The sequence below is a fragment of the Phycobacter sedimenti genome (assembly GCF_038148855.1).
GTDB classification, from domain to species: domain Bacteria; phylum Pseudomonadota; class Alphaproteobacteria; order Rhodobacterales; family Rhodobacteraceae; genus Phycobacter; species Phycobacter sedimenti.
Genome location: NZ_JBBVGR010000006.1, coordinates 261,624 through 285,319 on the forward strand (window position 1 = coordinate 261,624; position 23,696 = coordinate 285,319).

General features: G+C 58.6%; 13 protein-coding genes. 5 read left to right on the forward strand and 8 right to left on the reverse strand.

Annotated features, from left to right (window positions below; genetic code table 11):
* Nucleotides 1-73: 73 nt before the first annotated feature.
* Nucleotides 74-2,968 carry an error-prone DNA polymerase gene (locus AADA15_RS12715; protein ID WP_341641930.1) on the reverse strand — a complete coding sequence of 965 codons (2,895 nt, stop codon included), beginning with the start codon at nucleotides 2,966-2,968 and terminating at the stop codon, nucleotides 74-76.
* Between the two features lie 209 nt (nucleotides 2,969-3,177).
* Here AADA15_RS12715 and AADA15_RS12720 point away from each other — a divergent pair, with 209 nt between their 5' ends.
* Together AADA15_RS12720 and AADA15_RS12725 are read left to right on the forward strand one after the other, a co-directional pair.
* Nucleotides 3,178-3,642: a DUF1203 domain-containing protein gene (locus AADA15_RS12720; RefSeq protein ID WP_341641931.1), complete on the forward strand. Its 465-nt coding sequence runs from the start codon at nucleotides 3,178-3,180 to the stop codon at nucleotides 3,640-3,642.
* 232 nt (nucleotides 3,643-3,874) lie between these two features.
* Entirely contained in the window at nucleotides 3,875-4,609 is a 735-nt protein-coding gene (locus AADA15_RS12725; protein WP_341641932.1) for a hypothetical protein, read from the forward strand.
* Between the two features lie 6 nt (nucleotides 4,610-4,615).
* Here the strand turns inward: AADA15_RS12725 and AADA15_RS12730 are convergent, their stop codons facing one another.
* Together AADA15_RS12730 and AADA15_RS12735 are read right to left on the reverse strand one after the other, a co-directional pair.
* Entirely contained in the window at nucleotides 4,616-5,083 is a 468-nt protein-coding gene (locus tag AADA15_RS12730) for a GNAT family N-acetyltransferase (RefSeq protein ID WP_341641933.1), read from the reverse strand.
* 11 nt (nucleotides 5,084-5,094) lie between these two features.
* Nucleotides 5,095-6,024, reverse strand: coding sequence for an ATP-binding cassette domain-containing protein (locus AADA15_RS12735; protein ID WP_341641934.1), 930 nt, complete (start codon nucleotides 6,022-6,024; stop codon nucleotides 5,095-5,097).
* Between the two features lie 71 nt (nucleotides 6,025-6,095).
* On the opposite strand from AADA15_RS12735, the gene AADA15_RS12740 reads away from it, so the two are divergent.
* A complete protein-coding gene (locus AADA15_RS12740; protein ID WP_192965161.1) occupies nucleotides 6,096-6,278 on the forward strand; it encodes a zinc-finger domain-containing protein in 183 nt (60 codons plus the stop codon).
* Between the two features lie 155 nt (nucleotides 6,279-6,433).
* Entirely contained in the window at nucleotides 6,434-7,174 is a 741-nt protein-coding gene (locus tag AADA15_RS12745; protein WP_341641935.1) for an NYN domain-containing protein, read from the forward strand.
* 98 nt (nucleotides 7,175-7,272) lie between these two features.
* Here the strand turns inward: AADA15_RS12745 and AADA15_RS12750 are convergent, their stop codons facing one another.
* The gene (locus AADA15_RS12750) at nucleotides 7,273-9,123 is read right to left on the reverse strand and encodes an amidohydrolase (protein WP_341641936.1); all 1,851 of its coding nucleotides are present in this window, start codon (nucleotides 9,121-9,123) and stop codon (nucleotides 7,273-7,275) included.
* Nucleotides 9,124-9,291: 168 nt separating this feature from the next.
* Here AADA15_RS12750 and polA point away from each other — a divergent pair, with 168 nt between their 5' ends.
* Entirely contained in the window at nucleotides 9,292-12,129 is a 2,838-nt protein-coding gene (polA, locus tag AADA15_RS12755; protein WP_341641937.1) for a DNA polymerase I, read from the forward strand.
* A 316-nt stretch (nucleotides 12,130-12,445) separates the two neighbouring features.
* On the opposite strand, the gene AADA15_RS12760 is transcribed toward polA, so the two are convergent.
* The 4 genes from AADA15_RS12760 to AADA15_RS12775 are packed head-to-tail and all read right to left on the reverse strand — an operon-like array spanning nucleotide 12,446 to nucleotide 23,334.
* Nucleotides 12,446-13,240, reverse strand: coding sequence for a hypothetical protein (locus tag AADA15_RS12760; RefSeq protein WP_341641938.1), 795 nt, complete (start codon nucleotides 13,238-13,240; stop codon nucleotides 12,446-12,448).
* A gap of 4 nt (nucleotides 13,241-13,244) precedes the next feature.
* Nucleotides 13,245-13,820, reverse strand: a complete 576-nt coding sequence (locus AADA15_RS12765) for a hypothetical protein (protein ID WP_341641939.1) — start codon at nucleotides 13,818-13,820, stop codon at nucleotides 13,245-13,247.
* 8 nt (nucleotides 13,821-13,828) lie between these two features.
* Complete coding sequence (locus AADA15_RS12770; protein ID WP_341641940.1) at nucleotides 13,829-15,622, reverse strand: MotA/TolQ/ExbB proton channel family protein; 1,794 nt, start codon at nucleotides 15,620-15,622, stop codon at nucleotides 13,829-13,831.
* Entirely contained in the window at nucleotides 15,619-23,334 is a 7,716-nt protein-coding gene (locus tag AADA15_RS12775; protein WP_341641941.1) for a hypothetical protein, read from the reverse strand. The genes AADA15_RS12770 and AADA15_RS12775 overlap by 4 nt, the downstream gene beginning before the upstream one ends.
* Nucleotides 23,335-23,696: the final 362 nt, after the last annotated feature.

Consider the following 23,696-nt stretch of genomic DNA (forward strand, 5'->3'; position numbering starts at 1 on the left):
TCCTTTTCCCGAAGAGACACATAAAGGTTGCCGAATACGCTATCAAGGTACCAAGGTAGCAAGGTAGCAATTATCACTCTTGGGGCGTCAGGATGTGCCGCAGCAGCGCAACGGGATGGGCGCGTAAGGAAAGGCGCAGGGCGACGTAATCCTCCACCACTTCCTCACCCAGGGTCATCTGCGGCAGGTGGGCGGCGGGCTCGTCTATCGCCTCGCCCTCCAGCTCGCGCTCGAACAGGGGCAGAGGTTTCCTGGCGGTGATCGCCTTGGCCTGCCACAGCGCCTCACGACGCGACAGCCCCAGCACGGCAAAGGCGTCGGCCTCGGCCAGCCGTTCGATCACCGGTGGCGGCAGACCCGCCTTGCGCCAGACGTCCTGCACCTCGGTGTAGCCATTGCCACGCGCCGCCGTCAGCCAGCTGATATCCTCGTCGCTGAGGCCCTTGATCTGGCGAAAGCCGAGGCGCAGCGCCAGCCCGCCCTGCCCGTCCGGCTCCATCACATTGTCCCAGTAGCTGGCATTGATGCAGATCGGGCGCACCTCAACCCCATGGGCGCGGGCGTCGCGGACGATCTGCGCGGGCGCATAGAACCCCATCGGCTGGGAGTTGAGCAAAGCGCAGGCAAAGATGCCGGGATGGTGGCATTTGATCCAGGCCGAGGCATAGACCAGCAGGGCGAAACTGGCCGCGTGGCTTTCCGGGAACCCATAGGCGCCAAAGCCCTCGATCTGGGAAAAGCAGCGTTCTGAGAAATCGGCGTCATAGCCATTGCGCGCCATGCCGCGCAGGAACAGGTTGCGGAATTCGGAGACATTGCCGTGCTTCTTGAAGGTCGCCAGCGAGCGGCGCAGCCGGTCTGCCTGCTCCGGGCTGAAGCCCGCCCCCACCATGGCGATCTGCATCGCCTGCTCCTGAAACAGCGGCACGCCAAGGGTCTTGCCCAGCACCTCGCCCAGCGCGTCCGAGGGGAACTCCACCGCCTCCTCCCCGTTGCGGCGGCGAATGTAGGGGTGGACCATATCGCCCTGAATGGGGCCGGGGCGGATGATCGCTACCTCGATCACCAGATCATAGAAGTTGCGCGGCCGCATGCGGGGCAGAAAGTTCATCTGCGCCCGGCTTTCGACCTGAAAGACGCCAATACTGTCGGCGCGGCACAGCATGTCATAAACCGCCGGATCCTCGGGCGGCAGCGTGGCGAGGGCGTAATCCAGCCGGTGGTGCTGGCGCATCAGGTCAAAGGCCTTGCGGATGCAGGTCAGCATGCCAAGGCTGAGGACATCGACCTTGAGGATGCCCAGCGCGTCGATATCGTCCTTGTCCCAGCAGATGACCGTGCGCCCCTCCATCGTGGCGTTCTCGATCGGGACCAATTCGTCCAGACGGCCTGCGGTGATGATGAAACCGCCCACGTGCTGCGACAGATGCCGGGGAAAGCCGATGATCTGCCCCACCAGATCCAGCGTCTGGCGCAGGCGGGGCGCTTCGGGGTCAAGGCCGATCTCGCGCAGGCGGGCGGGGTTCGCGCCGCTGCGATCAAAACTCCCCCAGAGCTGCGAGGACATGGCGGCAATGGTATCCTCACTCAAGCCCATGGCGCGGCCCACCTCGCGGATGGCGCGCTTGCCCCGGTAGTGGATCACGGTTGCGCAGAGCCCCGCCCGGTGGCGACCGTAACGCTCGTAGATCCACTGGATCACCTCCTCGCGGCGCTCATGTTCGAAATCCACGTCGATGTCGGGCGGCTCGTCGCGCGCCTCGGACACGAACCGCTCAAAGACCATGGTGCCCATTTCCGGGCTGACCGAGGTGACGCCAAGGCAATAGCACACCACCGAATTGGCAGCCGAGCCGCGCCCCTGACACAGGATCCCGCGCGAGCGCGCAAAGTCGACGATGTCATGAACGGTGAGGAAATAGGGCTCATACTTCAGCTTGGCGATCAGGGTCAGCTCATGCTCCAGCATGGCGCGCACCTTTGCCGGGGCACCGGCCGGATAGCGCCAGATCAGCCCCCGTTCGGCAAGGCGGCGCAGGCGCTGGGGCGGGGTTTCCCCCTCCAGTCCCTCGTCCGGGTAGTCATAGCGCAGCTCATCCAGCGAAAAGGTGAGGCTGGCGGCCAGATCCTGCGCGCGCATCAGGGCGTCTTCGTGCCCCTGGAATATGCGCCGCATCTCCTCCGGTGCGCGCAGGCGCTGCTCGGCATTGGCAAGGGCGGCGCGGCCCAGATCCTCCACCCGGCAGCGCAGGCGGATGGCGCTCAGGACATCCGCCAGACGGCGGCGCGCTCCGTGGTGCATGCGTGGGGCGGCGCTGGCGATCGTGGGCAGGTTCAGCTCATCGGCGAGGGCGGCAAGCCCGGCAAAGCGGCGGCGGTCCCGCCCATCATAGGCAGGCGCCATCAACAGATGCATCCGCCCGGCAAAGCGGCGCGTCAGAGCGTCCATATGCGGCGCCCACCCGTCCGCGCCGCCCGGCAGAGGCTCCGCCTGTGGCGACAGAAGCAGATGGAGACCTTCGGAAAAATCCAAAAGGTCGGCAAGGTGCAGATGACACGCGCCTTTCTCGGCCCGCAGCCGCCCAGTCGAAAGCATCCGGCAGAGGCTCCCCCAGCCGGTGCGATCCATCGGCAAAGCGATCACCGGCGGTGCATCGACAAACACCAGCCGTGCCGCGGGGATCAGGCGCGGCACCGCATAGATCGGGAAAGAGGGCGCGGGCGCAATATGCCCAGGCCGGGGCGGGCCTATCGGGCTGTTGCCTCGATCCCAGGCCTGCCGCTCTGCCACGCGGCGCGCAATATCGCGCGCCGCACTATGGGCGCGCACGATCCCGGCGACCGAATTCTCATCCGCGATGGCCAGCGCCCCGATCCCCAGCTCCACCGCACGCGCCACATACTCCTCCGGGTGCGAGGCCCCGGTGAGAAAGGTGAAATTGGACAGAATCGCGAATTCAACAGACATGGCCTTAGTGTATATTCATGATTTGTTCTCTTTTCGAGTCGCCCTCGCGGATCACGCCCGAAGGGGGATCCGCGCCATGCCCAACCGCCGAGAACCCGGCTCTGCCGGTTTTGAGACGGGCGGGAGCCTCTCCGTCACCAGATGCGCAGGATCCGGGTCGCTACAGCCCCTCAGCTGCGGTCAATGTCGCGCCAAAACAGGAGATACAGATGCTGAAGATCACCGCCCTTCCCACCGATACCGTCCGCGCCCTTCAAGGAGGAGGTCCGGACGCCAACGGACAGACAGCCGAACGCAGCACATCGGACGGCGGCGGCAACCCCTGCCGCCATTGCCTGCGCTATATCCCCAAAGGTGCAGAGATGCTGATCCTCGCCCACCGCCCCTTTCCCACGCCGCAACCCTATGCCGAAGTCGGGCCGATCTTCCTGTGCGCAGATGGCTGCCCCTGCCATGAGGGGGAGGAGATGCCCGAGGTGCTGCAAGGCTCCCCCGACTATCTGATCAAGGGCTACAGCGCCGAGGATCGCATCGTCTATGGCACCGGCGTGGTGGTGGCGGCGGAGCGCATGATGGCGCAGGCGAACGAGATCTTCACCGATCCCCGCGTCGCGTACATTCACATAAGGTCCGCCCGCAACAACTGCTATCAGGCGCGGATCGACCGAGGATAGGCGGCAAATGTTTCGCGCGCGAAACAGTGTAATACTCTGTTAAAAATCATCAAAATCTTCTGACCGGAACGCGCGGGCATAGTGCAACATATCCCTGAACGATCTGGCAGCCGTTCACAAGCGGCTGCCGCATTGCCCTTTGAGAGGGAACACTGATACGGATTGCAATGTCATTCAGTCAATTTCATCCCCAAACCACCCGAACCCGACCATGCGACACCCCGAAGCGCGATTGAACGATGTTATTCCGCTGAAAAATTCAGAAAATGGAGAGACGCGCCTCATTCTGATGCTGGACCAGCTGACAAGCATTCCCGAGATCGGCGACATCCTGTTCGCAGCTGGCCACAACTTTGAAATCACTGACGTCAGCAAGCAACAAACCCGGTCCTGCCTTATGGGTTGGCCTCTCAAGGGCTTGGGATCGATTGGTGTTGCCGTAAACGGGGATGAAGAAAAGCTTCGTGCCTTTGCAAGGCAAACACCACGACCAAGGGTCACATGGACCTCCAAGGATGCACTTGGCTGGGCTTTTACCGACCACGATCTGCCGGTTTTCCACCACCTCAACACCGGCTGGAATGCCGATCCGAATGCCCCCGACCCACGCGTAGAGCTCGAAGACAGGGATCTGCTCGTTACCTTCGCACCGAACCGCTATCAGTTCCGTCGATACGAGGGCCTAGAGGAAATCACACTCCAATTTCGGGACTGCAGCCGGTATCGCATAACCCCTATCAACGATCACGGCTGGTACGGGCGGCAATGTCGCTTCAGTAGCCTCGCCCCGGCCTGGGGCGAATTCTACGAGATCACAGGCTACACACGCGATGCCTTGGAGCCCACGCCTTGGGCTGAGGCAGCGGGGAAGGGAGATCGACACTTCCATTTCTATTTCCGGGATGAGACCTTGGAGGTAAAGGCAGGCGATTGGAACGTCTCTCCAATGCCCGATGATTTGAAGTAGGCCGCGCTAAAGCGCCTTGTCCATCGCGTGATTATGCAGGACCGCCCCCCGGCGCATAAAATCGCGGCGGCCCTGATCGGTGAAGCCCTGCCGCAGAAAAAAACGGCGGGCGGCTTCGCTGGCCTCGACATAAAGGCGAGCAAGGCCACGCCTGCGGGCCTCTTCTTCCAGAGTGGCATAAAGCGCGGCGCCGATCCCGGTGCCCGCGAAATCCGGCGCGATGTAGAAACAGTCGATGTGGCCGTCCGGTTCCAGCTCGATAAAGCCCTGCGCCACGTCCGCCTCATCCGCCGCGATCCAAGTGGTCCGCCCGTCGCGGGCGCGCGTCTCTATCACCTCTGCCGGAGCTTCCACCGGGCTCCAGGCAGCGCATTGCGCGGGGGTGTAGTCGCGCGCGCCGATCCCGTGCACGGCGGCGTGAAAGATGCGGCCCCAATCTGCCGCATCACGGTCCTCGAAGGAACGAATGTGCATCGGGGTGCTCCCTAGCGGGATTTCGTGAGGGCGAGGAAGACGTCTTCAAGATCCGCCTCTTCGGTCTTCACATCGCGGATCGAGATCCCGGCGGCGCGCACGGCGGCCAGCACGTCTTCGGCACTGGTTTTCTGGCTGTGATAGCGCAGCACCACGGCGCCATCGCCGCGCAGCTCGGCCTCGATGCCATCGCCCTTTGGCAACTCGCTGACCGGAGAGGCCGGATGCACCACCATCGCGCGCGCATCGAGACGGCCCAGCAGGTTCGCGGTGCTGTCGCGCGCCACCACCTCGCCCTGGTTGATGATGGCGATCTCGTCGCACATCTCTTCAGCCTCTTCGAGGTAATGGGTCGTGAGGATGATGGTCATGCCCTGCTGATTGAGCTTGCGCACGTTTTCCCACAGCATCTGGCGCAGCTCGATGTCGACCCCGGCGGTGGGTTCGTCCAGCACCAGGATGTTTGGGCGATGCACAAGCGCCTTGCCCAGCAAGAGCCGCCGCCGCATGCCGCCCGACAGGGTGCGGGCATAGGCCTCGGCCTTGTCCTCAAGCCCGATCATGCGGAGGATCTCGTCACTGTAGCGTTCGGATTTCGGCACGCCGTACAGGCCCGCCTGCACCTCCAGCGCGCCGCGCGGGGTGAAGAAGGGATCCAGGTTCAGCTCCTGCGGCATCACCCCGATCGAGGCCCGGCTCTGGCGCGGGTTCTCATCCTGGTCAAAGCCCCAGATCGTCACCTTGCCGCTGGTTTTCACCACCAGCCCCGCAAGGATATTGATCAGCGTGGATTTGCCCGCGCCATTCGGCCCCAGCAGGCCAAAGACCGACCCGCGCGGCACCGTCAGGTCGATGCCCTTCAGCGCGTGTTTCTCGGGCTGGCCTTTGCGCCCTTTGTAGGTTTTGCGCAAGCTTTCGATCCGGATTGCATCATCAGTCATCGCGGCTCTTGCTCCCTCGGCTGTCCTGTCACATAAAGCCCCTAACGCATCAGCAAGAGGATCGCCAGCCGATGACCATCGAAGCGCCTGAAACCAAGATCGTTGACAGCTACCGTGTCGCCTGCGACGGCGGCGAAGGCGCGCTGGGACATCCGCGGGTCTACCTGCAGATCCCCGAGGATACCGGTTGGGTCGAATGCCCCTATTGCGACTGCAAATACATCCACAAGGATTTCGAGGGCAAGGTCGACTGACACCGTTGCGGGTCCTGTACAGATCGTGAAAGGCGCTTCCGACCCGTCGGCGGCGCTTTTTCTTTGGCGGCAGCCCGGCCACATTGCAAATCCCGCCCAGGCGGATCATCCTCAACAGCAGCCGCGATATCTGCGTCAAAGGAACATTCAGCGCCATGCAAAACCCCTCCAAACCCCCGCTTCTGGCCGTCCTGATCGACGCGGACAACATCTCGGCCAAACATGCCGAAGTGATGTTCGAAGAGATCGCCTCGCTGGGTGAAGCCAGCATTCGCCGCATCTACGGGGACTTCTCGGGCACGGGCACGCAGGGCTGGACCAAGGAAAAGCTGGCGGCTCTGGCCATTGTCCCGCACCAGCAGTTTGCAAACACCACCGGCAAGAACGCCTCTGATATTGCGCTGGTGATCGATGCCATGGACATCCTGCATTCGGGCCGGTTCGACGGCTTTGTGCTGATTTCATCCGACAGCGATTTCACCCGGCTCGCCAGCCGCATCCGGGAACAGGGACTGGATGTTTTCGGCATGGGCATGCGCAAGACGCCTGCGGCCTTTGTGAAAGCCTGCAAACGCTTCATCTATGTCGAGAACCTGATTTCCGAGCCTGCAAAAGCAGCGCCGAAGCCAAAACTCCAAAAGGAACAGAGCCAGCCCAGCGACCCCGCGGAGCTCGAAGATCCCAGCAAGCTGGTAAAACGCGCCATGGATGCGATCAATCAGGACGATGAATGGTTCACGCTGGGGCAGATCGGGCAGTACATCAGCGCCGCCACGCCCGACTTTGACACCCGCAGCTATGGAAAACGCAAACTCAGCGATCTGATCGCCACGCTGAAGATCTTTGAAACCAAGCGCGGCGAGGGCAACCAGATCCTGGTACGCCGCATCGATTGAGCCGCCCCGCAGGGCGCCCGGACAAGGTGTAAGAACAGGGTCGCGGACCGCGGCGCGCCGGTGCAAGGGCCATCAGACCTGCACCGGCGGCCAATCCATCACGCCCCGCGTTTGTAGACCTGGCGGCCATCCATCCAGGTTTCCAGCACCGCGATCTCCTTGATGCTGTCGGGATCCACTTTTCGCGGATCCTGATCAAGGATCACCAGATCCGCCAGTTTTCCCGGCTCCAGGCTGCCGACCTCGTGATCCGAGAACAGCTGCCAGGCCGCCTCGGACGTGACGGCGCGAATGGCGCTTTCGACCGAGATCCGCTCTTGCGGGGCAAGCACGTAGTCGGGCTCTTTCCAGGTCTTCCGCGTCACTGCCATTTCGATCATGTGCAGCGGCACCGGGTCGGTGACCATGAAATCAGAATGAAGGGTATAGCCCACTCCGGCGTCCTCAACGCTTTTGCAGCGGTCCAGAAGCTGTGCTTTTTGCTCGCCGAACACCTCGTCGCGCATGGCAACGCCCCAGTAGTGAACATGACCGATCAGGAAACTGGCCGAGACGCCAAGGTCCTTCATGCGGGCGATCTGCTCGTCATGAAGGATCGAGCAGTGTTCAATGCGCGCACGCACCCGGCTCATGTCGACACCTGCATCGCGCACCGCCTCGCAGGCGTCCAGCACGTTGTCGATGGCCGCATCGCCGTTGCCATGGATCGCCAGATGCCAGCCCTTGGTTGCGCGGTCCACGGCCAGCTCGATCAGATCCTCGCGCGCGGTATAGGCAAGGCCGTAGTTGTCCGAGTTGATGTAAGGTTCGCGCTGCAGGCCGGTGTAGCCCTGGTTCGACCCGTCGGCGACCAGCTTGTAGCCCGCGACCCGCGCCATGGCATTGCCCGCGCCGGGTTTCACATCTGCTGCATCCCAGGCCTCGGCCCCGATGGTGTAGAAGGGATAGGCCCGGATGCGCGCAGGCAGTCGACCCGTGGCCGCCGCCCCCATCATCACCCCCACATCGGCGGGCGACTGCGACAGCCCCCCGAGGCTCAGCTCGCTCACCGTGGTCAGACCATCCGCGCTCCACTTTGTCAGAAGGCCCACCAGCGCATCGACCGGCTCCGTCGCGCCCAGCGCCGGATAGGCCCCCAGCACCTGCAGGAAAGCCACGTTGTTCTTGATCACACCGGTCAGATTGCCATCCGCATCACGCACGAATTCTGCGCCCGGAGGGTTCTCCACATCCGGGCTGACGCCCGCAGCCTCAAACGCCTTTGAGTTGGCATAGGCCAGATGCCCCGAGGCGTTGAGCAGGAAGATCGGATGCTCGGTCGAGATCGGATCGAGATCCGCAAAGGTCAGCTCGTCCAGCCCGTCTTGTACAGCCGGGTCAAAATTGCGGAACACCAGCCATTCGCCGGCGGGGGTGTCCGCCACGCGGGCCTTGATGTGATCCAGCACCGCCGCCACGGTCGTGTATTTGGCCATGCCGACGTATTCCATGATGGCGTCCACGACGCTTCCGGCGATCACATGACTATGGGCATCGATAAAGCCGGGAAGGACGGTCTTGCCCGCCAGATCGACGATCACGGCGGCCTCTCCGGCGACGGCGCGCACCTCTCCGTCCGTGCCCACGGCAAGGATCCGGTTGCCACGGATCGCGACAGCTTCCGCTTCGGAAAAGTCATCATCCACCGTCAGAACCGTGCCGCCGGTAAAGACCACAGTGTTGTTGTCCTGCGCCCTTGCCCCGCCCGGAAGCGCAGCAGCAAGGCTGGCAATGGCCGCGCCGCCTTTCAGGAAGTCACGACGCCCCAGACTGCCAAGATCGATGCCCCAGTTGCAGGACCAGCCGCCCTCGCCTACCTGCTGTTTCATCTCCTGAACGCGCTCGTTCGTCTTGAACAGTTTGCCAAAATCCGCACTGCAGCATGCGCAGCCGTAAATGTGTTTGGTCATGTCGGCCTCCGAACAAAAATCGATACAACTCTCATTCACCATAAGGCCAACCGCACATAAGTCACCCGCAACTTGAACGTCCAAAGTGAACCGGCGGATCCTTGGGCAAAGGGCAATTGCCCTTCCCGCCTTGATCACCGATAACGGGGCCAAAGGGGAGTATCAGCGATGAGCGAGACACAATTCGGCAAGGGATGCCATCTTCATCTGATTGATGGCTCGGCCTTCATTTTTCGCGCCTATCACGCGCTGCCGCCGCTGACGCGCAAATCCGACGGGCTGCCGATCGGGGCCGTCGCGGGCTTTTGCAACATGCTCTACAAATACATCGAGGCCAACACCGGCCCCGATGCGCCGACCCATGTGGCGGTGATCTTTGACCACTCCGGCAAGAGCTTTCGCAACGATCTTTATGATCTCTACAAGGCCAACCGCCCCCCTGCGCCTGAAGACCTGCGCCCGCAGTTTCCGCTGACCCGCGACGCCACCCGCGCCTTCAACATCGCCTGCAAGGAGATCGAAGGCTTCGAGGCCGACGACATCATTGCAACCCTTGCCCATCAAGCGCGCAATGCGGGCGGGCGCTGCACCATCATCTCGTCAGACAAGGATCTGATGCAGCTGGTGGGCGGCGGCGTCGAGATGCTGGACGCCATGAAGAACAAACGCATCGACAGCGACGGCGTGGTGGAGAAATTCGGCGTCGGCCCGGAGCGTGTCGTCGATGTGCAGGCGCTGGCAGGCGACAGCGTCGACAACGTCCCCGGCGCGCCGGGGATCGGGATCAAGACGGCGGCCCTGCTGATCAACGAATACGGCTCGCTCGAGGCTCTTCTGGACCGCGCCGAGGAGATCAAACAGCCCAAGCGCCGCCAGACCCTGATCGAGATGCGCGAGCAGATCGAGCTGTCGAAACGGCTGGTGCAGCTGGATTGCGACATGACCCTCGATTTCACGCTGGAGGATCTGGAGCTGAAAGAGCCGGATCCGGATACGCTGCTCGATTTCCTGGCGCAGATGGAGTTCCGCACCCTCAGCACCCGCATGGCCAAGCAGATGGGCCGCGAGGCGCCGGTCATACCCGAACCGAAAGCCCCCGTCGGCGGGCCGGTCGAGGATACTCCGGCAGAGGCGGCACCTTTTGATGCCGAAAAATATGAATGCGTGCGCGATGCCGACGCCTTGCAAAAGTGGATCGACCGCATCCGCCATCGCGGCTGGGTCGCCTTTGACACCGAGACCACCGGCCTGAATGAAATGACCGCCGATCTGGTTGGCATCTCGCTGTGCGTCGAGCCGGGAGAGGCCTGCTATATCCCCCTCACCCACAAGGCCGAGGCGGGCGGCGACGATCTGTTCGGCTCCGACGCGCTGGCCGAGGGGCAGATGGAGTTCGACACGGCGCTTTCCATGCTGAAACCGGTGCTGGAGGATCCCGCGATCCTCAAGATCGGTCAGAACATGAAATACGACGCCAAGATCATGGTGCGCCAGCGTGGGGCGGGCTTTGAGGAGGGCATCGTGGTGGCGCCCTATGACGACACCATGCTCTTGTCCTATTCCCTTCATGGCGGTGAGCACGGTCACGGCATGGACACGCTGTCCGAACGCTACCTCGATCACACGCCGATCCCCATCAAATCGCTGCTGGGCACAGGCAAATCGGCGATCACATTCGACCGCGTGCCGGTGGCTGACGCGGTGCCCTATGCGGCCGAGGATGCCGACATCACCCTGCGCCTGTGGAAGCTGTTCAAACCGCAGCTTCACCGCGAGAAGGTCACCACTGTCTATGAAACGCTGGAACGCCCCCTGTCGCCGGTTCTGGCCCGGATGGAGCGTCACGGCATCAAGGTGGACCGCGACACGCTCAGCCGTATGTCCAACGCCTTTGCCCAGAAGATGGCGGCATTGGAATCGGAAATCCACGAGCTGGCAGGCGAGAGTTTCAACGTGGGCAGCCCGAAACAGCTGGGCGAGATCCTGTTTGACAAGATGGGGATCGAAGGCGGCAAAAAGGGCAAGACCGGCGCCTATGCTACCGGCGCCGATATCCTGGAAGAGCTGGCAACCGAACACGAGCTGCCCGCCCGCGTGCTGGACTGGCGGCAGCTGTCGAAGCTGAAATCGACCTACACCGATGCGCTTCAGGATCACATCAACCCGGAAACGGGCCGCGTTCATACATCCTATGTGCAGACCGGCGCCAACACAGGGCGGCTGGCCTCGGCGGACCCGAACCTGCAGAACATCCCGGTGCGCTCAGAGGAAGGCCGCCGCATCCGCGAGGCCTTCGTGGCCGAGGAAGGCAACAAGCTCCTGTCGCTCGACTACAGCCAGATCGAACTCCGCATCCTCGCCCATGTGGCCGATATCGGCACGCTGAAGCAGGCCTTTGCCGATGGGCTGGACATTCACGCGATGACCGCATCGGAAGTCTTCGACGTGCCGCTGTCCGAGATGACGCCCGACATCCGCCGCAAGGCCAAGGCGATCAACTTTGGTGTGATCTACGGGATTTCCGGCTTTGGCCTGGCGCGCAACCTGCGCATCCCGCGGGCCGAGGCGCAGGGCTTCATCGACCGCTATTTCGAACGCTTCCCCGGCATCCGCAAATACATGGACAGCACGGTGGAGTTTGCCAAGGAGCACGGCCACGTGCAGACCTTGTTCGGTCGCAAGATCCACACGCCCGAGATCAACGCCAAGGGCCCGCGCGCGGGCTTTGCCAAACGCGCGGCGATCAACGCGCCCATTCAGGGCACCGCCGCCGACGTGATCCGCCGCGCCATGATCCGCATGCCTGACGCCATCGCCCATCTGCCCGCCAAGATGCTGTTGCAGGTGCATGACGAATTGATCTTTGAAGTGCCCGAAGCGGCAGTCGATGAAACCATCGAAACCGCCCGCCGCGTCATGGAAAGCGCCGCCGACCCGGCGGTGCATCTGGATGTCAAACTGACCGTGGATGCAGGAACAGGCAACAACTGGGCCGAGGCACACTGATCAGGGGGGCGCACGGCAGTTGCCCTGTGTCAGGCAAAACCGACGCGCCTGCCCCATCGCGGGGCCAAATCGCGCGTTGCACGCGAGCAGCGGACCTTCGTTCATAGTGCAGCGAGGGTCAGGAATAAGACCAAAGCGGGCTTCGGTCATTTTCGCGATGGCCGAAGCAATGTGAGATAGGTCAGCAAAATCCGCGAGAATAGCGTCTGAGTGCGAGGTCTAGCGAACCCTATTGAGAGGAGCTCAACTTTCTACTCTCTCCTGCCCCTGGAACGGTCGAAGATGGTGATTTGTGTGGTAAAGCCCGGCCCGAACACTACTCGCAATGCTCCAAATCAACCCCCTTTATCCGTGGCTCTGCAATATTTATGACTTCCGCATCTTGTGGATCGCTTGATGCCGACCAAGTCACGTAATTGGTAAGCGTCGCATCGTCGTGTTTGAAAACCCCGGCTTTCACTTCTGCCATGCCCGGTGCTTCGACACGCACATTGTATGGAGTTTCCTCATCGACCGCGCGTTCACGCGACACAAGCAGGTCTCTGAAGCCTGCATTACGATTAAGAGCTATACGATAGCGACCGGGGCACGGGTTCGAAAAATGCAGCCAGAAACCCGAGCGATCCACGCCATTTTCGTCGATACGCGTCATGGCAGTAGAACGAGCGTCACTAAACCCGGCACCAAACACATGCGTCCAGAAGATCCTGTGACGGAACCTGAACTGCATATCGCCAAAGTCACCGGTCTGACGCAAGCGTCCGGTCGACATTCGATAACTCAGCCAATCATTGCTCTCCGATGGTGCGAATTCAATGATGGGCTCCAATGTCACATTCGCAGCCTCTCCGCCATTCCAATCCACCCAGATTTGAAGAAATCTGTCGCCTCCGCCGCCCCTTGACCCGATATCAAGGGGTAAAGTCGAAAAGATCAGAAACAGGAAAAAGGCTGCGCCAAAACCGCCAGACACCATATCTACAAAGCTGAAACCAAATGTATCCGGCTCCGGTTCCGCATCCAGGCCCACGATCATTTCGTCCCAATTCCTCTGGGGCAAAGGGTCCGTAGCCTCAGGCACCGTTTCAATTCTGTCATGCTGCTCCGCCATGGCCTCAGTTCCTGCTGTCCGGCTTAAATTCACCGGATTGACTCAGGGTGGCAAATCGCGACGTACCAGTACCGCGCGAAGGCAAAATGTCAAAGGCGATCCGTTCCGAATACCGATTTCCGACCAAAACCCGCATAGTCACATTTCGTGCGGGCCGCGCCGAGACAAGCTCCAAGCGCTGCGCAGTGAAACCCTTCGGTAGATAGACAAAAGCACGGCAGTTTTTTCCCGGATTTCCGGCCTGAGGACGGGACAGCCAATACTCAGTCGCCGCATCGGCGCGCTCTCCTGCGCCCAATCGAATAGACGAAACCACCCGGCAATCGTCCGCCTCAAATATCAGGGTTACAGACATACCACTGTCAAACACACGATCAAACGCGCTATCTGCAAGCGCGATATTCGCCACCCGGTCCGCGTCATCTTTTCGCGACACAGTCGGGTCCAATTTTACCAAAACAAGGAAGATGACGAACAAGGCGATTGCCGCGCCAAAGACGCAGGTCAGTGCATCGGCAAGCGACATGATAAATGTCGAATCGTCGTGCTCTTCTCCAGGATCTCGGAACGCTTCAGCCATCGATCATGTCACTTACCACTAGCTTCGGTCGTACTTCTGGCAAGCCTCATGTTCTCGACGCGAGATACCGTCACTTCGCCCAGACGCTGTTCGGCGGCGACCACAAGGCTCAGAACTACACCGAGGAGCAACGCAATCAAGGTAGTGGCAAACGCAAGGCCAAGGTCAGTCGAAAGCGCGCTGATGGCTGCAGAACGTTCATTGATTGTACTTGCCCAAACGATCTGATCTGCACCTGTCAAACTAAGCATGATGCCGCGCACCGTGCCGATGAAACCAATCGCCGGCATAATTGTAGCCACAAGTTTTAAAGGCCAACGGCTCGAACGCAGGCTGAATAATACCGGTACATGACTATCGGCTGGAACAAACCACAGTTCCTCTTTCAAGTAGGCCCAGATCAAGGCGGCACAACGCACCACCGCAACAAACAAGCCGAAAAGAAAAAGGCTCAGCATCGCATACTGCTCGTAACCGGTCACTAGTGTCAGCCAAAAACGCTCATCCCGAGTTGAATCGGCTGTACGGATGCGACCTGCCACATAAAGGGCGATTTCTTCTCGCTGACGAAACGCATCAAACAGTTGCTGTGCTTCTTCGATTTCGAACGCATCGTCTGCATTACTTGGACCCAGAGAAGGGCCACCGGGATTACCTTCGTCGGGCTTTTCGGTTTTGGTTGTCAAAACCGAACAGCGACCGCTCAGATCCCCGTCTTCGCTGCGCAAATAGCTGCCAATTTGTTTGGCTTCCACTTCGCGCCGCCAATCCAGATAGCCTGCTGCAGTCATGTTTTCCTGCGTATCGTAAACCTGCCCACTAATTAAAAGCGCCGTCAGGATCTCTTCATCACGATACGGGGTCGGAATTTCCATGCGACGGGAATTGCGGAGCGTGTCAAAGCCTCGGCTTCTGTCGTGAATGTCCACCAAATCGCTGCGAGAAAACTCGTAGAGCCGCAATGGCGACAATTCGTTAATCGCTGCTTTGAGCTCTTCCGCGGCCCCCATATCTTCGTTCTTAAGGTTGGGGGCCTTGGTCGGATCGATAGCCGGGTGACCAGCGGTTAGATCTCGTGCCTGGACATCAGCCAGGGTAACCGCGAGCATCCAATCCAACGCGGCATCTTGCCTTTCGATCTCGCGTTTTTTTGCATTGTCGGTTGAGGCCAACTGTCCTGCGACGCCACAAGGGCGACTCAAGGAACGCAAAAGCCCGAAACTTGTTTCATTCATTCGGTCAGCGCCCCGCAGAAAATCCACCGTCATCGCCGTTGCGCGATCGGTTTCCGAGGCTGCAATCAAAGACGTTGGGTTGGGAAAATTGCGTTCGTTCAGCAGATTGGTTTCCCGCAAAAGTGACCAGATTGTCAGCCAACTGAGTTGCCCGCGTGGCCGCATCCCTGGGTCACCTTGGCGGCCATTCTCCAGGGAAAGAGCTACTAGGTTGGGCCCGCGGCAATCCGCTTGAACCAGTCCCGGCACGCGGGCGCATAAGTCTTCGATCACATCAACTTGCGCAGTGGAGGCAACAAGGTTGCGCTGCATCCTGTCCTGCAGTTTGCCATAAATCACATCGCCAATCAAAAGTGCCAAGGCCAGCAGTCCAACAGTCGGAACCGCAGGCAAACCCAGATCTGGCCTTAGGTTTCGAGTGTTCTCGAATAAAATCATTAGAAGGACGCAACCCACGACCAAGAAAACCATCGCGAAGTGCCCAATAAGGACTGCAGCCGAGAGCATGATGGCGGGCATCAGTGCGTACAGGAATACATACTGAAGCTTCTTGAAACGGTCGGTCATTGAAATGGCTCCGGACAGGTGGAATTCGGCAAACGCACCAAAGGATCGGGCAGTGCGCGCAATCCGGTATGGCGACGGTCAAAAATCGCGGGTTGGGTCAGTGCCAGCCTTACAGCACCTATTTCCAACATCTCGTCACTGGGAACAGAGGGTGATTGCACGGCACCCAGCGCGGTCGCTATTTCAGCGCCCGTGACGCAGCGGCGTCTGATATGAGGTAAGATTTCAGCCCCATCAAGCGACAGAGACGTATCCCACAACGTATCTAAGGCAAGCTGTTTGGACGTGACTTGGTCCAGAAGAATATGAATTTTTTGATTGGGCAGTTTGTCCTGGCCCTGCTCAACAAAGGCCCAACTCTGAGACTGTTTACGCGCATCCAGTCCCATCAGGACTTCCCAGCCGCCATCCGATTTCGGCAACCTGCGTACTTCTTCCCAAATCCCTGCCAACATTGCTGCTTTGGCCGGTGTTTTCCCTTCTTCGAGGCGTAAGCTGCCTCCGGGTGCGGGAACAGACAGTGGAAAACTCAGTTCACGTATATGCAGCGATGCACCAGGCGCACTTTGCCAAATCCAACTGTGCGTCTCATGTGTTGGTTTGGCGGTCCGACTTTGTCCCCTTTGCTCTTTCCCAGAAGACAGTACTCCGAGCACCAAGTAGTCGTCCGCTTCGGCAGACAAGATTTCCGGACGTCTGCCATGAGTCAGCCATAGACTAAGCGCGTGTGCCAAGATGGCCGGCCTTTGGAGATAGCGCGCCAGCGGATCGTCAGCGGCCAATACGAGCGGCGTTACCAGTGACCATCCGTCCCCGACTGCTGCTTCCCGCATCATAATGTGCCAGTTCAGCGTCGCGCCCGAAGCATCAGTCTCTTTCCAAACTTCCGGTTGATAAACCCGATCTTCTTTGCCCGTTATGTTCGGCAGAACGATCTCTGCCATCTGGCTGAAACCCAGTGTATTCTCAAGGCCAGCCACTTTCGGCGCCACTTGACTTACGAGCAACTGATAGACGACATCCGCAGTCAATAGGTCTGCTACTGCGTATCCAGTGTTTTCCGGTTTGGCGACCTCAATAAGTCCGGAGCCCACGCACAGCCGCTGGATCTCGGCCGAATTAGCAACAGCCTGCGCCAGTATCTCTCCTGACGGGCATCTCGGCGCAATCAAATAGGTCTGGCCTCCGTCACCCAAAAACCAGTCTCCCCAGATCGATAGCGTCCATCCGTCAATCTCGACACAAGCCAGATACGTTGAAAGGTTGATCGCGCCGTCCAAAGGTTCTGGCCGCACAGCGCCCGGCACAACGTTTGGAATTGTGCGAAAACGATACGCAGAGGGGAGTGTATCTTCGCAACGCCTCCATCCGACATAACCGCGGTCCGTGCCCACCAGTGCCTTGTTCAATTGATAGGCAACGCCTTTTTTTTCGCAAAGTTCTTGAATGGTGGATTGCGTGTACAAACGCCACCAGCCCCAAGTGTCCTCCGGTTTCCGTATCTCCCAACTGAACGCAGGTCTTATTTGATCGCCCTGTCGCACGGAATGAATGTAATAACGTGCGTCGATGGCATCCCTCAATTCTGTGCTGCCCGGCGTACCAATGATTTTTTCACAGATATTTGCCGCTACTTGCTGCCCCCAAGGGGTCGGCTGAGGGGCGCCCTGGCCATCGCCTTGCGGCGGTGGTGCGCCCTCTTCATTTTGCAGCACAGCTATTGTGCCGGTATGGGTGCCATGATCGTGATTTTCCTCACCGTCATCAGCCTTTGCGGCATCGCCACCGCTCTCACCATCATGTACCGTTTGCGTTGACCCATCACCACTCATCACCGAAACCGTGATGTTTGTTGGATCGATGTTCAACAAGTCCTCCAAGCTGATGTCCAAAAGCGATTTCAACAAATCGATCAGATATTGCGGGGTCATAGTTTCCACCGAGGGCGTGACCGCTTTGGTACTGATGCCCAAGAAACGCAGCGACACTTGTACACGTCGCAGATCTGCATCCAGATTAGCGCCACCCGGTTTCCAACCAAATAGGTTTAGCGCAAGACCAGCACCTACGTTCGGGTTTTTGAAGTCCAGATCGGTAATGGCGTTCACATTGCCTTCGCCAATCAACATACGCTCCCAAACCGTCAACTCAGCCAAGTGTTCACGACCTGAACCATCGCCACAGGCTTTGACACAGAACGTGAGATCAGATCGCGACAAGTCTATCCCCAGAACGCCAAGTTCCGATTTGGCTAGGAAACGTTTGTTGCCCCCATCCAGGTCCAAATCTGCGTCGAAACTCAGCACATCGCGGATGGCATCGGTTGTCTTCGCATCAAGCGTCGCGCGCACTTGGCTCAGATCCAAAACCCCTGTGGATTTAAATATTTCCAGTGCGCTCAGAACAACGAGATCACCCTTTGCGGTGAATTTCGGCTTGTCGATTTCGCTCAAATCAAGCAGCGCGCGCAGTTTAACCAGATGCGCCAGTTGCGGTTCAAAAGCAGTAAGATCGGCACCAATTTCCAATCCGGATTTGCCGCCATTTTCACCGGTGTAAAGGCTGACCAGCACTTTGGACATGGCCACGACCCCAAGGTAAATCGGCGCTGACATGCCACCCGTGATTTTCTCGCCAATGCTGACGCCACTTTCGCTGATCACGACCCTGCTGGCCCCGACAACCAGACCGGGTTCAATCGGCACCTCGGCTTTGACACCAAAGACCAGCCCCCATTCACGGCCCAAGTCGTCCAGTCGGCCGAATCGAGGATTTTCGATTTTCACAGTGTCTTCAGGAACATAGTCCAACAGCTGCGCTACCACGCCTTCGATCGCGGCCGCCTGCAGTTGGCTTTCATCAATTGCAATGCGAACCGCATCCAACCCCCGATCCAGCCGGATTTCCACACTTCCCGGCACAACGATACCGAAGGCCTCCACCCTGATGCCTGCTGAAATCCGAGGTTGGTCACTGAATAAATCGATGTCCAATGTGTTCGGGTCAAAGTTAACGGTACCCATGCCAGGCACCTCCAGATCGCTGACAACATCCGCAATATGCTCTCGCAGTTCTTTTGCTGCAGCTGCTCCGAGCGCCTGTTTGAGAAGTGTCTCCACATCGCTGTCCAAGCGCAGGAAGTTCTGCCGCGGCAAGGTGATCGACCCAATCAAAGGCACGTCATTGAGCGCAAAATCAGCAGCGATCAGATCATGACCTATTTTGACATTCCGAAGTTCGAAATATGGTTGCAAAGCCTCTGGAGTGACCGTTGTTATCCGGCATCGTAAAATGTGCCCAAGCGTTTCCTGATCGATGGCCCGCATCCCACGAAAATCGAGTTTTACTCCGTTTTCTGCCTTAAGCCGGATGCCATTTACTTCTTTAGTCTGCAGACCCTCACAGGTTCCAATTGGCGAACCGGGGCCTGGATCGACTTCCAAAGTGAACTGGAGCGGTATTTGTTGATCCATCGCCGCCTGCAACACCCTATTGGCTGCGTGCGCCGTAAACGGTACCCCCAGAACATCAATCGATTGAGAATGTAACGTCGTGTTCACTTCGGTTGTAAGTGTCTCGGCAACGCACGCCGCTGCGGTTCCCAGCAGTGTTTCAGCTTCGGAGCCAAGCGCGCTTTGGGCCGCCGCAATGAAATCTGAGCCCATGGGAACAGACACAGCGGCGCGCACAGGGCAGCCCTCAATCTGGGCTTCATAAGACACGTTAAAGAAAAGCTGGCCGCCTTTTACTTCTGGTGCAACGGCAATCACCGCGTCTTCCGGACCGCCCAGTGTATCAATAAAAGTCGCGAAATACCCTGCGATGCGGGCGTTCACCTCGTCCATGCCCGACTTCTCGAAGACGATACGTTGTTTCTTAAGTCCGTCACTGCCAAACACAAACTCGACCCCGGCGCGCACGGATAACGCGGTGCTGTCCGGCTCCTGAGGCAAACGCGCGCTCAATTCATACATCACTCGCATGCCCAAAGACGGACGCGTCCAATCCAGTCCAAAGGATACATCCGGGCTGCCATCTGCACGCCGCATCGGCCCGAACCGTACTGGCGACGCGTTGTAGTCGCTTTCTTTTGCCGGCAGTCGCAGCCCGATGAGAAAACTCTCAAACCTGCCCAGCTCGTGAGCCATGTCTGAGCGGATTTTGTCGTCTGCTGCCTTGATCATCTCCGGCAAAAGTGCCTTCCACGTTCCGCCGTCGCGCAGCGGTACGTTGATTTCCCCCAAAGCAATACGGGCAACAGTCAAATTCCCAACCAAGGTCATTGTTTGCGTGGAGCCATCGTCTCCGAAATCCACACGGTTCAGGGAAAAATTGACAAACTCGGGCAGGCCCAGTTGACGCAGTGTTTTGGTCAACCTCGCCGGATCCGGAATGATGTCGTCTTCGTTGACCGCACCTGAAACTTGCAGTCCACAATTGGCAATGTCCTCTTCATCGCAAGTCGGCGGAGCGCGCAGGTTCCGAAATGTTATGCCCAAGCTGGCCAACTCGGGTTCATCCACAATTGCTTCATCGCCCAAAAGTTTCGAAGCCGCGCAGGTCGCGCTGTCTGTTACGGTGCTACCCGGATCAAATACTTGTACGCCACAGCTTCCCTGCGCACCGGCTCCAGCCGGGCTCCGCAGGCTAGGCAATCGCACCACCAGATCGCCACGATACACGTCTTCTGCGCTCGTCTCCGACAGGCGCAAGCCGACGTCACCACCAAGGGCAAGTCCCCCCAAGTCGACATCATTGAGATTAATTCCGGCTGCAGGGGACGCTCCAGTTGGCGTCAGGAAGAACGTGTTCTGCGCAAATCGCCCTGCGGCGGGTTTTGCTGGGCTCGGTTCTGTTACTTCGATTTGCCAAGCCTTTTCCATAGGTCGGAAAAGCGCCGCCAAGGGTGCTTCGAATTCTGTGAGAAAATTATCCAGAGCAGCAGCACCAAAGGCTTCGGAATAGGTTTGTCTGTCACCGCCTTTGCCTAAGGTCCCATCCATTCCGCCAATGCTGTCTGCACCCATTAGCCGCGCTTTCGAACTTGCCGCAATTTTGTCAAAGGTCGCCTTGGTTATTCCCAAAGCGGCCAGCACTTCAGGTTGTTTGTCGCTATAGGGCTGCAGTATCTTCAAAAGAGTCAGGCGACGCTCCAACGCTGCCTGCCGCGACTTCGCATCTTGCAGTCGATCAATCACCCATTCAGGATTTGAATCCAGCGGGGACCCGGCGTTTTGTTGCACACGCAAATAAGGTGCCAAATTCGCCACCAGCGAGCGCAAACGCGTTGAATTTCCCAAAACAACAATGTGCTTTTCTGATGACCAATAGCTTTGCAACAGAGGCGCTTGGCCCGTGGTGACCCAAGCGTCGAATTGATCTCGGCGCGCTCTTAGCGCGGCGCAAATCGCAGGATCACTTCCGTCCGGGGTTGCATCTGGGTTCAATGCGCCTCCGGCACCCAACTCGAATGCCAAGATCAAAGAGGTGCCACCAGACGTGGTAACCGTATTTGCGCGTCTAGGCAGATCCATCACACCAGCAACCGGCGTCTGCTCAGCCCCAACCGAACAGTTCCAGAAAACATCCTCGCCAAAACTGTCAGACAAAAGCAACTCGGCAGCGCGACGGACATCACGCACCTCGTTTGGGTGCAGTTGATCCTGCCCCCTTCGCATCAACGCCGTGATACGCTCTTCATCGCTTGGCTTCAGGACTTCGGCAGATGGAACTGGTTCGTTTTTGCGCCGCAGATCCATTAACTGCCGCAAATATTGCAAAAAGGTATCGACGCTTTTCCCGTGTGCGATCATCACCATGGCCGAGCCGGTTGCAACACGATACCAGTAGTTCGAGAAAGTCAGTTCCTCTTTGTCGAAGAGTTTTGCATCGACGGCAGCTTGCAGGTATTTTTGAGTGCTCGTCAGATACTGGCGATGGGCCTTATCCGCGTCGCTTTGCAGGATTTTCGACAACTCTAGGCAATAGAGCGCCTGTTGCGACAGTGATAGCTCGCGCACGATCACCTTGCCCTCTGCGCTGTTAAGGTCGACCAGCTCTGGCAGACGTGTCTCGATATAGCCTTGCTCGGCCAAAACCATTCGCAAATCGAAGGGAATGGGTGTTCCGTTCAATTTTGGGAACATTGGATGCATGTCCGGGGTAAGCGTCCGACCGGTCAAAGGGTCTTGCATTGAGAACGGTTGATTATATCGACCTTCCTCAATCAGATAGCCGATCAACGGCAGGTTGACGTTATGATAAAGTTCCCAGTTGATCAGCCGTAATAGCCGCCGTGAAGCAGCCCCCACCATAAGGCTTTCAGCACCTGTCAAGCCCGCGCACGCCTCGTCCACGACCAATTCGTCCACCGTGTCGATCAAGACTTTGAAGTCATCCGCATCGTTCAACTCGAGCGGATCCACCATACCGATACCAAGCAATTTGGTCACAGTTTCGGCGGCGACAAAGAAGCGGGGCACCGGATGCCGCGCACCGTTTTCAGTGGCCCGGGCGCGCAGCACTTCAGTCGCTGCGCGATATCCCAAAGACCGCTCAAAAATCGTGTTGCTGATCATGCTGTGCCCACGTGCGCGTACTTTGCCAGCACAGATGTAGATGTCGGTCACAATCGGATCCGAGCGCCCGTTCAGCAAGGCAGTTCGATACTCGGTCCACTTTGCCAGTGGCACCCCTTTTTGGGATACCCAAGACATCAGCGTGTTCGGATCAAACCATGTCGCTGCTCCTGCGGAGCCACGCACCAAAAACCCCGTTACGCCGCCTTTGGCGCTTTCAGCTAAACCGATGAGACGGCGCACAGACAAACGTCCTGCATTAGGATCCAAAAAATCCTGGTAAAACGTCTGAATGCTGGCCGGTCTTGCGTTTGCTACGGCTTCGTCAGATGGCACATACAAATCTCGGATGACATTCTCGGGCGACACCGAACAACCCTGCAAAACATTGGCGCGCGCTCCGGTCCCAGGACGTCTGGTCAGATCCAATGTAGTCTCGTAAAGCCACCCCAAAACGGTCTGGCTTTGCGTGGTTACCGGGACTTTGGTCACGGTGCCATTGCTGGAAACGACTTGATCCTGAACGCGGCTGGCGTCCAAAGCAGCCGTGATCCAACTCCGTCCGATTTCGTGAAACATAAAAACCGACAGCCCGTCATTTGAGCCGGTAGTTTCCTCGCTCAACTTTTGTAGAGCATTTTCCACTAACAAGGCAGTCGGCAAGTCAAGCTCGACGATGAAAACCAGATCCGGACTAGGTCCCAATGGGGGACCGCCCTCTGCTGCGCCGCGCCAACCCTCCTGGGTTATTCCATTCACAATCTGAAACAGATTTGGATCTCGAAGCCATCGCGACTGCGACGTCTGTCTCTGCAACTCTCCACTGTCGCCCTCTAGCAAACCGAGCGTGAAATGAGTGGCAAGCGTGCGCTTCGCAGAAGATTCATCATAGATCGGCGCTTTGCCCAGAATCTGATCTATGGCGCCGCTTTCATCCACTGCGCGCTGCTGAAAATCTGGCCGGACGACAGTGATATCCAAGCGCAGTGAACTGGCTTCTATTACCAAAGCGGATGTGCTTTCTGCGGTGATCACATCTGGTTTTAGGCTGACACGAAGTTCCGCTTTGGACGTTCCCGCACCCAAAGCCAGAATGACCATCACAGAAAACGCTGCAAGAACAATCCGGTACATCAGAAATCTCGAGATGAATAGAGACATTGCCACCTCAGCCTAAAGGTGAGTTGGTGTTTCGCAAAATCAAAACTCGCCGTTGAGGGTTTTCTTGCAACTGGGCTACCCCGCTCGGAACCCTGTTTCAGTCTCTGTCACGAGAGTAGGGGCAAGATTTCGCAGATCGAGCTCACCGAGGTGCAAAAGACCGATTGTGGAGTTCCGCGCTTACAAAATTAACTCTCGGAAGAAACGTTTGCCGAGCCGCATTTGACATGGCTTGGCGCTCTGCCAGAAAAAATCTCACGGCGAGGTAGCCGACATCCCAACTTGACAGTCACTTGTGGAAACAAGCTGTGATTATGTTCCAAAACAGCTATATT